Raw genomic sequence first — 12,146 nt, 5'->3', positions numbered from 1 at the left:
AGCGGCCATGGCGCGCTCGCCCACCCTGGCCGAGCTGCGCCGCTATGCGATCGCGCGCAGCCTGTTCAAACCCCTGACGCTGCCGGCCGCCATCCGCCGGCTCGGGTTCGTGCAGGCCGATCCCATGCGCGCGCCGGCGCGCGCGCAGGACCTCATCCTCTACCAGCGGGTGCGCGACTACCGCGCCGGCGACCTGGAGCGCCGCTACGAGCGGCTGGGCGTGGAGGAGGACGCGTTCGTCAACTACGGCTTCGTGCCGCGCGAGATGCTGGCGCTGCTGCACCCGCGCACGCCGCGCCGGCCCTGGGACGCGGCCACCACGGACCGCGCGCGCGAGCTGCTGGCCTTCGTGCAGGAGCGTGGCGTGGTCCACCCGCGCGAGGTGGGCGAGGCCTTCGTGCACCATGGCCGCGTGGCCGGCTACTGGGGCGGTGAACTCAATGCCAGCACCCGGCTGCTCGACGACATGCACCACCACGGCTGGTTGCGCGTGCGCCGCCGCGAATCGGGCACGCGGGTGTACGAGGCGATGCGGCACACCGAGCAGGACGACAGCCCCGCGGCGCGTCTGGCGCGGGCCCAGGCCTTGGTCGATGTCATCGTGGCGCTGTACGCACCCATTCCGGCACCCAGCCTCGGCTACCTGGTCACCTTGCTGCGCTACGGCGCCAATCACCTGTCGGCCGAGGCACGCACCGTGGTGAAGACCGCGCGCGAACGCTATGGCCATGCCGTGATCGACGGCACCACCTGGTTCTGGCCGGCCGATGAAAACCCCGCTTCGCGCCGCCACCAGCCCGATGAAGGGGTGCGGCTGCTTGCGCCGTTCGACCCTGTGGTGTGGGACCGGCGGCGCTTCGAGATGCTGTGGGACTGGGCGTACCGCTTCGAAGCCTATGTGCCAGCGCCCAAGCGCACCATGGGCCACTACGCCCTGCCGGTGCTGTGGGGCGAACGCATGGTGGGCTGGGCCAACCTGCGCCTGGAGCGCGGGCAGCTTCGGCACGAACTGGGTTTTGCCGAGGCGCGCCCCCGCGATGCCGTTTTCCGGCGCGCGCTGGACGAGGAACTGGAACGGTTCGAGCGCTTCCTGGCGCCCGCCGGATCTGAATGAAATGACGCAGGTGAGCTGACGATGGACAACAGCGAATGGACGGGAATCGTGATCGCCGCGGTGATGGCGGCGCTGGCCTTTGGCGTCGCGCGCTTCGCCACGCGGTATTTTGCGAAGCGCCGTGCCGGCCAGGCCGAGGCGGTCCCGCAAACTGCCCAGAGCCGCCAGGTGCGGCGCGCCAACGAACGCAAGAAGAAGTAACCGGGCTGGAGTGGGGGAGCCCGTCCAGAGACACCCAGGGTCCGGCTCTGCCGGCCCAAGGTGTCGCCCCCCTTCACGGGGGAGCGCCGAAGGCGCGCGGGGGGTCACTTCAACTCTGCGATCAGCTCGATTTCCACGCAGGCGCCCAGGGGCAGCTGCGCCACGCCGAAGGCGCTGCGCGCGTGCGCGCCGGCCGCCGAGCCGAACACCTCGCCGATCAGCTCGCTGCAGCCGTTGGTGACCAGGTGCTGCTCGGTGTAGGTGGCGGTGGAGTTGACCAGGCTGAGCACCTTCACGATGCGCTTGACGCCATTGAGGTCCGTGCCAGCGGCCTGACAGGCGGCGGCGAGCGTGCCCATCAGATCGATGGCCACGGCGCGCGCCGCGGGCTTGGCTTCGTCGGTGGTCATGGTCAGGCCGAGTTGGCCGACCCAGGGCTTGCCGTCCTGCTTCGCGATGTGGCCGCTCAGGAAGATCAGCTTGCCGGTCTGCACGAAGGGCACATAGGCCGCGGCGGGCACCGCCACGGGCGGCAGGGTGATGCCGAGTTGGGCCAGCTTGTCGTAAATGCTCATGGAACGCTCCTGAAGAATGAGCGGTCCATTCTATCGACGGGTTCAGGCGTCTTCGGCCGTCTGGAGTTGTTCCAGCTCGTCGGGCGGGGCCACCGTCACGGCCACCGCCAGCGTGTGGCGCGCGCCGCTCTGGATCACGCCGCGCATGGGCGAGACGTCCGCGAAATCGCGCCCGATCGCCAGGGTCACGTAGTCCTCGCCCGGGCTGCCCCAGCCGCAGCGGTTGTTGGTGGGATCGAAGTCGAACCATGCGCCAGTGGGCGCGGCCTCAAGGACGTCGGCCGAGGCGGGCAGGGGCACGTACACCGAGACCCAGGCGTGCGAGGCATCGGCGCCGATCAGGCGCGGCTTGCCCGGCGGCGGGCGCGTGAGCAGATAACCGCTGACGTAGCGCGCGGGCAGGCCGAGCGAGCGCAGGCAGCCCAGCATGATGTGGGCGAAGTCCTGGCACACGCCCTTGCCTTGCGCCAGGGCGTCGAGCGCGGGGGTGTTCACCTCGGTGCTGTGGGTCTCGTAGCTCAGTTCGTTGTGGATGCGCTCCATCAGCGCGCGCGCCGCTTCCAGGGCCGGCAGGCCGGGCTTGAAGGCCGGGCGGGCGAAGGCGGCGAAGGCGTCGTCGCGCGGCACGTAGGGCGAGGCGAAGAGGAACTCGCTGGCCGCGTCGAACGGTGCCTGGGCGCGGTAGCGGAAATGCTCGCGCACGCGCTCCCAGTTCATGCCGCGCCAGGGCGGGCCTTCGGGCAGGGGCTCGGGCGCGTGTGTCTCGACCAGGCTGTCGGCCTCCACGGTCAACATGCTGTGGATGGATTGCAGCGAGAAGAAGGTGCGCGGGTTGCCGAACACGTCGGTGGTCTCGCTGCGCGCGGCCGGCTCGGGGTCGATGCGCAGCTCGTGCGAGCGCACGCGCTGCGAGGCCGTGTCCACCGGCCGCAGGTGCACCATGTGCTGCGCCATGTCGATGGCGCCGTGGTAGCGGTAGCGGGTGCGGTGCAGGATGCGCAGCAGCATGTCAGGCCCCAAGCGATTGGTTGCGCTGGTCCGCGTGGCTGAAGTGCAGGCGCGTGATCTCGTCGGAGAGGTCGATCGCCGCGATCTCGCAGCCGTCGAGCAAGGCGGCCAGGTCGCTCCAGACGCGCTGGCCGTCCGGGCTGCGCTGCCAGTTGCTCAGGTCGGGCAGCACCCAGGTGTTGGGGTCGGGCAGGCCGCGCGCGAGCACCGCGTCCTGCGGCGTGGCGCTGTGCGAGAGCTTGGCCAGGCGGGAGCGCAGCGTGTGCACCACCCAGGCCAGCGAGCGCGGGTTGTCGCGGTCCATCACCAGCAGGTCGATCAGCGCCACCATGTCGCGCCGCTGCTGGTATTGCGCGTGGAAGGTGATGGTGCTGTCGAACAGCGCGACCACGGCCTCGAAGCCGGCCTGGTCGTGCACGCAGCCGTGTTCGAGCGCGAGCGACAGCGCGCGCGCCAGCGTGATGAGCCGTTCGATGTGGCGGCCCATGGAGAGCAGGCGCCAGCCGTCGTCGCGCACCATGCGGTCGGTCTGTGAGCCGGTGATGGCCGCGAGCAGCTCGCTGGCGTTCTGCAGCGCCGCGATGGCTTCGGCGGTGGCGTACTCGGCGTCGGTGGACAAGGCGGCGCAGTCGCGCGCGAAACTGGCCTCGGTGCGCTCGATCAGGTTCCAGTGCTCCTGCGACAGGCGCTCGCGCACCTGCGCGGCCGCCGCCTTGAGCGCGCGCAGGTTGAAGCCCACGCTGAACGACTGCGCGGCCAGCGCGTCGCCGGGCGCGGGCGAGAGCGCGGCGATGAGGCTGCGCGAGAACACGCGCGCCGAGAGCGAGGCGGTGGGCACGTCGGGCAGCACCAGGGCGTTCTCGCGCGCCATGCTGGTCAGCCAGGCCATCAGCGCGCGCGAGTTCGGCTCTTCACCGCCCAGGTGGCTGAGCACGATCTGCGCGAGCCGCACGCTGTTTTCGGCGCGCTCGGTGTAGCGGCCGAGCCAGAACAGGTTTTCGGCGGCGCGGCTGGTCACGGGGCGCTTCTGCTGCGCCAGCGTGAGCGTGCTCGGCGCGGATTGCAGCAGGCTGGTGTGGTCCACCGGGCCGTCGGTGAGCACCCAGCAGTCGGCGCTGCTGCCGCCGCGCTGCATGGCGGCGATGAGCTGGCCGCGCGGTGCCAGGCGCACCATGCCGCCGGGCAGCACGCGCCAGGACTTCGGGCCGTCGGCCAGCGCGAACACGCGCAGCATGGCCGAGCGGGGCATCAGCCGCTCGCCGCTCCAGGTCGGCGTCTGCGACAGCGGCAGCCAGGACTGCACGGTGTAGTCGTCGGCATGGCGGGCCATGCGGCCCGACCACTCGTCGAGCTCGCGCGCGCTCAGGCTCTGGCCCATCACGGTGTCCAGTCCGGAGCGCGGGTAGGTGGGCTTGATCACGCTGTCGCGCAGCAGCGGCAGCACCTCGCGCAGCGCGGCGTCTTCACCGCACCACCAGGTGGCCAGCGAAGGCAGGCTCAGTTCCTCGCCCAGCAGGTGGCGGCTGATGGCGGGCAGGAAGCCCAGCAGCGCGCTCGATTCCAGCGGGGCCGAGCCCGGCGCGTTGGCCAGCAGCAGGTTGCCCGCGCGCAGCACCTGCAGCAGGCCGGGCACGCCCAGGCGCGAATCGGAGCGCAGCTCCAGCGGGTCCAGCCACTCGTCGTCCAGCCGCTTGATGAGCGCGTGCACCGGCTCCAGGCCGCTGAGCGTCTTGAGGAACAGGCGCTGGTCGCGCACCGTGAGGTCGTTGCCTTCCACCAGCGTGAGGCCGAGGTAGCGCGCGAGGTAGGCGTGTTCGAAGTAGGTCTCGTTGTAGGGGCCGGGCGTGAGCAGGGCGATGCGCGCGTTCTCGCCCTCGGGCGCCATGCGCTTGATGCCGTCCATGAGGGCGCGGTAGCTCGCGGCCAGGCGCTGCACCTTCATGCCGGCGAAGGCCTTGGGGAACTGGCGCCCGATGGCGATGCGGTTTTCCAGCAGGTAGCCCAGGCCCGAGGGCGCCTGGGTGCGCTGGCCGACCACCCACCAGCGGCCGTCGGGCCCCTGCGCGAGGTCGAAGCCCACGATGTGCAGCCAGGTGTCGCCCGGCGGGCGCACGCCCTGCATGGAGCGCAGGTACCCCGGGTGGCCCTGCACCAGCGCGGCCGGCAGCAGCGCGCGCTTGAGCAGTTCGCGCTCGCCGTACAGGTCGGCCATCATGGCGTTGAGCAATCGCGTGCGCTGCAGCACGCCGGCCTCGATCTGCGCCCAGTCCTGCGGGCCGATGAGCTTGGGGAAGAGGTCGAGCGACCAGGGGCGTTCGAGCCCGGTGGAGGCGTCGGCGTAGACGTTGTAGGTCACGCCGTTGTCGCGGATCTGGCGCTCGAGGTTTTCGGCGCGGCGGTTGAGGTCGCTGAAGCCGTCGGCACCGATGTGTTCGAAGAAGCTGGCCCAGGGGCGCGACAGCGCCGAGGCCTCGGGGTCGCCGCCGGCGCGCAGCTCGTCTCGGTGGCCCGCATCCGCCGGCACGGACAGGGAGAGCGCCCAGGCCCCCGGGGTGTCCGGGCGCAACTGGGCAAAGAGGGATTCGGTGGGGTCGGGATTCACGGGCTTAGAGTATGCCCGCTGGGGTATCGGCGGGCCGGGGGGACGTGAATCGCCGTGTGGCATCCTTCAAACAGGTTCTGGCAGGCCCGGGCCGCGTGTTCAGGTCCGCAGGTCGAGCGTGAACGGGAACTCGCGGCTGTGCTGGGCCGGCGTCACGTCCATGCGGCCGGGCGTGTGCCCCATCTGGAAGAAGCGCGACAGCCGGCGGCTCTCGGCCTCGTAGGCGTTGATGGGGAATGTGTCGTAGTTGCGCCCGCCCGGGTGGGCGACGTGGTATTGGCAGCCGCCCATGGATCGCTTGAGCCAGGTGTCGACGATGTCGAAGGTCAGCGGCGCGTGCGCGGCGATCGAGGGGTGCAGCGCCGAGGGCGGGCTCCAGGCCTTGTAGCGCACACCGGCCACGTACTCGCCCGCGGTGCCGGTGCTCTGCAGGGGCAGGGCGCGGCCGTTGCAGGTGATCACGTGGCGGCTGTCGTTGAAGCCGCTCACGCGCACCTCCACGCGCTCCAGCGAGGAGTCCACGTAGCGCACGGTGCCGCCGACCGCGCCTTCTTCGCCCATCACGTGCCAGGGCTCCAGCGCACTGCGGATGGTGAGCTCGATGCCGCGCGCGGCGACCTCGCCCACCAGCGGGAAACGGAACTCGAAGTGCGGCTCGAACCACGCCATGTCGAAGGGGTAGCCGGCGTCGGCCATGTCGGTGAGCACGTCCTCGAAGTCCATGCGCACGAAGGTGGGCAGCAGGCAGCGGTCGTGCAGTTCGGTGCCCCAGCGGGTGAGGCGGCCCTGCCAGGGCTGCTTCCAGAAGCGCGCGATCATGGCGCGCAGCAGCAGCTGCTGCGCGATGCTCATGCGCGCGTGTGGCGGCATCTCGAAGGCGCGCAGCTCCAGCAGGCCCAGGCGCCCGGTGGGGCCATCGGGCGAGTAGAGCTTGTCGATGCAGAACTCGCTGCGGTGCGTGTTGCCGGTGACGTCGATCAGGATGTTGCGCAGCGTGCGGTCCACCATCCACGGCGGCATGAAGGCGTCGCCCCCACGCTCCCCCGCTGCGCGTGGTCCGCTGCCCCCCGAGGGGGCTGCCCCGCCTTGGGGCGGCCCGGCGGCGGGGCGGCCTTGCCGCACTTGGCGCTCGATTTCCTTGAGCGCGATCTCCAGTTCGTAGAGCTGGTCGTTGCGCGCCTCGTCCACGCGCGGCGCCTGGCTGGTCGGGCCGATGAACAGGCCGCTGAACAGGTAGGACAGCGAGGGGTGGTTGTGCCAGTAGGCCAGCAGGCTGCCCAGCAGCTCGGGCCGGCGCAGGAAGGGCGAGTCCGCCGGCGTGGCGCCGCCGAGCACGAAGTGGTTGCCGCCGCCGGTGCCGGTGTGGCGGCCATCGGTCATGAACTTCTCGGCGCACAGGCGCGTCTGGTGCGCGGCCTCGTAGAGGAATTCGGTGTGCTCCACCAGCTCGCCCCAGTTGTGCGCGGGGTGGATGTTGACCTCGATCACGCCCGGGTCGGGCGTGACCTGCAGCATCTTCAGGCGCGGGTCGCGCGGCGGCGGGTAGCCTTCGAGCACGATGCTCATGCCCAGCTTCTCGGCCGTGGCTTCCACGGCGGCGAGCAGGTCGAGGTAGTCCTCCAGCAGCGCCATGGGCGGCATGAAGATGTAGAGGTGCTGGTTCTTGCCGCCGCCGGCCTTCTCGGCCTTGGGGCCGTTGGCGCGGTGCGGGTCGCGCGCTTCCACGCACAGCGCGGTGCGCGTGAGCCAGGCGGCCGATTCGGCGCGCTGCGGAAAGCGCGCGGCCAAGGCCTGCGCGGGCGCCGCGCCAGGGCCGGGCTGGCCCGGGCGCAGGCCTTCCACGGTTTCGGCATCCGGGTCGAAGTCCATGCCTTGCATGGAGACCGTGCCGCCTTCGGCGAAGCCGCCACCCACCTGGTGCGGTGACACCTGGTGCTTCACGGCCGCGCCACGCGGCAGGGGGTCGCGCGCGGAGTGCGGGTCCTGTTCGATGTGGTACGGGTAGTCGCCGGCCGAGACCCAGGGCAGCGAGTCCAGCGGCAGGCGGTAGCCCATGGGCGAGTCGCCCGGGATGAGGTACATGCGCTCGTCGCGGAAGAACCAGGGCCCGGTGGACCACACCGTGCCCGAGATGCGCGGGTAGCCGCTCTTGCCGTTGTTGGACAGCGCGCCGTTGCGGCCCGAGGCCTGCAGCGGCAGCACGTAGCCCACGGTGGCGTCCAGCCCCTGGCCGAAGACGCGGCGCAGGCGGGCGCGTTCGAGCTCGTCGTCGAGCTTGCTGTCGAACGGGTCCACGTTCACCGGCAGGCGGCGCTCGCGCCAGAGGTAGTACCAGGTGTCCTCGTAGCCCGGGGTGATGTACTGGGTGGACAGGCCGAGCTTGCGCGCCAGCGCCTGCGTGAAGCGGCGCGCGTCGTCGCTGGTGCAGCGCGCTTCGTCGCGCTCGTCGGCCAGCAGGGCCGGGTTGTGCCAGAGCGTCTCGCCATCGGCGCGCCAGAACATCGACAGCGCCCAGCGCGGCAATTGCTCGCCCGGGTACCACTTGCCCTGGCCCATGTGCACGAAGCCGCCCGCGCCGTACTCGGCACGCAGGCGCCCCAGCAGCTCGGTGGCGTAACCGCGCTTGGTGGGGCCCAGCGCGTCGGTGTTCCACTCGGCGGCGTCGCGGTCGCTGGTGGCCACGTAGGTGGGCTCCCCGCCCATGGTCAGGCGCACGTCGTGCTGTTCCAGGTCGGCGTCCACCTTTTCGCCCAGGGCCAGCACGCCGGCCCATTGTTCGTCGGTGTAGGGGCGGGTGACGCGCGGCGACTCGTAGACCCGCGTCACGCTCATGTGGTGGCTGAATTCCACCTCGCACTTGTCCACGCCACCTTCCACCGGCGCCGCGCTCGAGGGCTGCGGCGTGCAGGCCAGCGGCACATGGCCTTCGCCCGCGAGCAGGCCCGAGGTCGGGTCCAGCCCGATCCAGCCCGCGCCAGGCAGGAAGACCTCGCACCAGGCGTGCAGGTCGGTGAAGTCTTTCTCGGGGCCATTGGGGCCGTCGACCGACTTCACGTCGGACGTGAGCTGGATCAGGTAGCCCGAGACGAAGCGCGCGGCCAGGCCCATGTGGCGCAGGATCTGCACCAGCAGCCAGCCGCTGTCGCGGCACGAGCCGCTCTTGAGCTTGAGCGTGTCCTCGGGCGTCTGCACGCCGGGCTCCATGCGGATGGTGTAGGCGATGTCGCGCTGCAGTCGCTGGTTGATCTCGACCAGGAAGTCGATCGTGCGGCGCTCGCTGCGGTCCACCTCGGCCACGTAGGCCTTGAGCAGCGGCGTGAGCGGCGCGGTGGCCAGGTACGGAGCCAGTTCCTGCTTCTGCGCCTCGTCGTACTTGAACGGGAAGTTCTCGGCCGAAGGCTCCAGGAAGAAATCGAACGGGTTGTAGACCGCCATTTCCACCACCAGGTCGATCGTGACCTTGAACTCGGTGGTGGGCTCGGGGAACACCAGGCGCGCCTGGTAGTTGGCGAACGGGTCCTGCTGCCAGTTGATGAAATGCTCGCCGGGTTCGATGCGCTGCGAATACGAGAGCACCTTGGTGCGGCTGTGCGGCGCGGGCCGCAGCCGGACCACCTGAGGCCCCAGCTTGACCAGGCGGTCGTACCGATAATGGGTGATGTGGCTCAGGGCAACATGGATGGCCATACGAGAGACTTTCCTGGGAGGGGAACAACAATGGATCCGCGAGCCACCAACCGGCCGACGCGGCTTGCAGCCATGCTAGCAAGTCTTGCGCCACGGCCACATGACATTTCCACCAAGCGGTGCCGCCCGGTCTGATCGTGCGCCATTCCGGCTTCGGGGCGCTGCTGGGCTGGGTGCTGGGCGTGGCGCTGCAATTGCAGCAGCCCGCGCTGTGGTCCCTGGAGGTCTACGGCGCTTTGCTGCTGGCCGGTGTGCTGGGCCTGGGGGCCTTGCGGCTGACCCGGCGTGCCGCCCCTGCGCTGCTGCTGGCGTGGGCGGCGGGCGCGCTCATCGGTGTCGGTGCCACCGGCGCCCGCGCCGTGCATTTCGCGGCCGACGCGCTCGACCCGGCCCTGCAAGGCATCGACATCGAGGCGACCGGGCGCATCGCCTCCCTGCCGCAGCGAAGCGCGCAGGGTGAGCGCTTCGAGTTCGTGGTGGAGTCGGCCGCGCGCGGCGGCCAGGCGGTGGCGCTGCCTCCGCGCCTGCAACTGGGCTGGTACCTGCGGCCCGATGAGGCCGGCGGGGCCGGCCCCGGCCTGCGCGCGGGCGACCGCTGGCGTTTCACGGTGCGCCTGCGCAGCCCGCACGGCAACGCCAACCCGCACGGCTTCGACCGCGAACGCTGGCTCTGGGAGCAGGGCATCCAGGCCACCGGTTATGTGCGCAGCGGCCCGCGCGACCCGGCGCCCCAGCGGCTGGGCGCCACACCCTGGCACCCGCTGGACCGCTTGCGCCAGGGCGTGGCCGAGCGCATCGAGGCCCGCGTGCACGAAGACCCGCGCAGCGCGGGCGTGCTGGCCGCGCTGGTGGTGGGCGACCAGTCCGCCATCGACCGCAGCGACTGGGACCTCTTCCGCACCACAGGCGTCGCTCATTTGATGAGCATTTCAGGATTGCACGTGACGCTGTTCGCCTGGCTGGCCACGGCGCTGGTGGGCGCGCTCTGGCGGCGCCTGGCGCTGCGCTGGCCCAAGGCCTTGCTGGCGCTGCCCACGCCCTGGGCGGCGGGCCTGGGTGGCGTGGCGCTGGCCACGGCGTACGCGCTGTTCTCGGGCTGGGGCGTGCCGGCGCAGCGCACCGTGCTCATGCTGGCCGTGGTGGTCGGTCTGCGCCTGTCGGTGCGACAGTGGCCCTGGCCGCATGTGTGGCTGCTGGCCATGGCGGTGGTGCTGCTGCTCGACCCCTGGGCCTTGATGCAGGCCGGCTTCTGGCTCAGCTTCGTGGCGGTGGGCATCCTGTTCGCCACCGACCCGGGCCGGCGCTCGCCCGCGCCCGAGGGCTCCTGGCCGCAGCGCGCGGCGCGGGCCTTCCTGGCCTTGCTGCGCGAGCAGGGCGTGGTGACGGTGGCGCTCGCGCCGCTCACCCTGCTGCTGTTCGGCCAGTTCTCGGTGGTGGGGCTGGTGGCCAACCTCGCCGCCATTCCCTGGGTGACCCTGCTGGTCACGCCGCTGGCCTTGCTCGGTGTGTTCGCGCCGCCCTTGTGGGATGGGGCCGCCTGGGCGGTGCAGGCCTTGTCGCTCGCCTTGCAGTGGCTGGCCCAGTGGCCGGGCGCGGCCCTGTTCCGGCCCGTGGCGCCGTGGCCGCTGGCCCTGGCGGCGGTGCTGGGCGGTGTGTTGCTCGTGTTGCGCCTGCCCTGGGTGGTGCGGCTCTCGGGCCTGATGCTGCTCTGGCCGGCCTTGCTCTACGCGCCGCCGCGCCCAGCGCCGGGCCAGTTCGAATTGATCGCGCTGGACGTGGGGCAGGGCAGCGCGGTGCTGCTGCGCACCGCCGGCCACAGCCTGCTCTACGACACCGGCCCGCGCTATGGGCCGCAGCCCGACGCCGCCGACGCCGGCGACCGTGTGGTGCTGCCGCTGTTGCGCGCGCTCGGCGAGCGGCTCGACACGGTCGTGGTCAGTCACAGCGACAGCGACCATTCCGGTGGCGCGCCCTCGGTGCAGGCGGCGCAGCCGCAGGCGCGCTGGCTCTCGTCCTACGACAGCGACGCCGCGCGCCGCTGCGTGGCGGGCCAGCGCTGGCGGTGGGACGGTGTGGATTTCGAGGTGCTGCACCCGCAACCCGATGACTACGACGAGACCGGCCGGGGGCGGCTCTCCAGCAACGCCATGTCCTGCGTGCTGCTCGTGTCCAACGGCGCGCAGAGCGCCTGGCTGGGCGGCGACATCGATGCCGCACGCGAGGTGCGCCTGGCGCTCGCGCGGCCCGAGCAACGCGCGACCGTGATGCTCGCGCCCCACCACGGCAGCCAGACCTCCAGCAGCCCGGTGCTGCTCAACACCCTGCGCCCGAGCCTGGTGATGGTGCAGTCGGGCTACCGCAACCGCTTCAACCACCCCGCGCCGGTGGTGCTGGAGCGCTATGCCCAGCGCGGCATTCCCTGGGTGAACTCACCCGGGTGTGGCGCGGCGACCTGGCGCAGCGCCGAGCCCGACCGCGTGGTGTGCCAGCGCGAGGTCGGTCGCCGGTACTGGCACCATCCTGGCAAGCAGGAAAATGATCAATCTAACGATCATAATCATTAAAATGATCAATTAAACGATCAAAACGGTTTGCTGAGTCAAGCGAAAAATGATAAATTGAATTATCAAAATCATCAGAAAGCTCAACATGACGAGCATTGTTCAAGACGTTGAGGGCGCACGCAAGGCCGCATCGCTGACGCAAGAGGAACTGGCGCAGCGCGCCGGCGTCAGCCGCATGACCGTGTCGCGCATCGAGGCAGGCATGGATCCCAGGCTGTCCACGCTGCAGGAACTGGCCCGCGCCATGGGCATGGAGCTGATGCTGGTGCCGCGCGCGCTGCGCGCCGAGGTGGAGGGCTTCCTGCGCTCGGGTGGGCGCGTGCTCGGGCAGCCCGCGGGGGCGGGTGCGCCGAAGTCGCTGGTGGACCTGCTGGACACACCGGCCTGAAAGGGGC

At 71.0% G+C, this 12,146-nt stretch carries 8 protein-coding genes; 4 read left to right on the top strand and 4 right to left on the bottom strand.

Translation table 11 applies throughout. The features are described from left to right. The first annotated feature begins 7 nt into the window (after positions 1–7). The gene (locus ABSY19_RS04715) at positions 8–1,114 is read left to right on the top strand and encodes a DNA glycosylase AlkZ-like family protein (RefSeq protein ID WP_382159552.1); all 1,107 of its coding nucleotides are present in this window, start codon (positions 8–10) and stop codon (positions 1,112–1,114) included. Positions 1,115–1,135: 21 nt separating this feature from the next. Next, positions 1,136–1,315, top strand: coding sequence for a hypothetical protein (locus ABSY19_RS04710; protein ID WP_382159549.1), 180 nt, complete (start codon positions 1,136–1,138; stop codon positions 1,313–1,315). A 104-nt stretch (positions 1,316–1,419) separates the two neighbouring features. On the opposite strand, the gene ABSY19_RS04705 is transcribed toward ABSY19_RS04710, so the two are convergent. From ABSY19_RS04705 to ABSY19_RS04690, 4 genes are all read right to left on the bottom strand, one after another. Continuing rightward, positions 1,420–1,890, bottom strand: a complete 471-nt coding sequence (locus ABSY19_RS04705) for a RidA family protein (protein WP_382159547.1) — start codon at positions 1,888–1,890, stop codon at positions 1,420–1,422. Between the two features lie 42 nt (positions 1,891–1,932). Further along, entirely contained in the window at positions 1,933–2,898 is a 966-nt protein-coding gene (locus ABSY19_RS04700) for a transglutaminase N-terminal domain-containing protein (protein ID WP_382159544.1), read from the bottom strand. Between the two features lies 1 nt (position 2,899). Beyond that, positions 2,900–5,500: a circularly permuted type 2 ATP-grasp protein gene (locus tag ABSY19_RS04695; RefSeq protein ID WP_382159541.1), complete on the bottom strand. Its 2,601-nt coding sequence runs from the start codon at positions 5,498–5,500 to the stop codon at positions 2,900–2,902. Between the two features lie 99 nt (positions 5,501–5,599). After that, positions 5,600–9,187: a DUF2126 domain-containing protein gene (locus ABSY19_RS04690; RefSeq protein WP_382159539.1), complete on the bottom strand. Its 3,588-nt coding sequence runs from the start codon at positions 9,185–9,187 to the stop codon at positions 5,600–5,602. Positions 9,188–9,306: 119 nt separating this feature from the next. On the opposite strand from ABSY19_RS04690, the gene ABSY19_RS04685 reads away from it, so the two are divergent. Both ABSY19_RS04685 and ABSY19_RS04680 read left to right on the top strand, forming a co-directional pair. Next, positions 9,307–11,751: a DNA internalization-related competence protein ComEC/Rec2 gene (locus ABSY19_RS04685; RefSeq protein WP_382159536.1), complete on the top strand. Its 2,445-nt coding sequence runs from the start codon at positions 9,307–9,309 to the stop codon at positions 11,749–11,751. An 85-nt stretch (positions 11,752–11,836) separates the two neighbouring features. Next, a complete protein-coding gene (locus ABSY19_RS04680) occupies positions 11,837–12,139 on the top strand; it encodes a helix-turn-helix transcriptional regulator (RefSeq protein ID WP_382159533.1) in 303 nt (100 codons plus the stop codon). Positions 12,140–12,146 lie beyond the last annotated feature (7 nt).

The organism is Hydrogenophaga sp. ANAO-22, assembly GCF_042466645.1.
GTDB lineage: Bacteria > Pseudomonadota > Gammaproteobacteria > Burkholderiales > Burkholderiaceae_C > Hydrogenophaga.
Note: the sequence above shows the minus strand (reverse complement) of the source record. Positions and strands in the feature narration are given on the sequence as shown.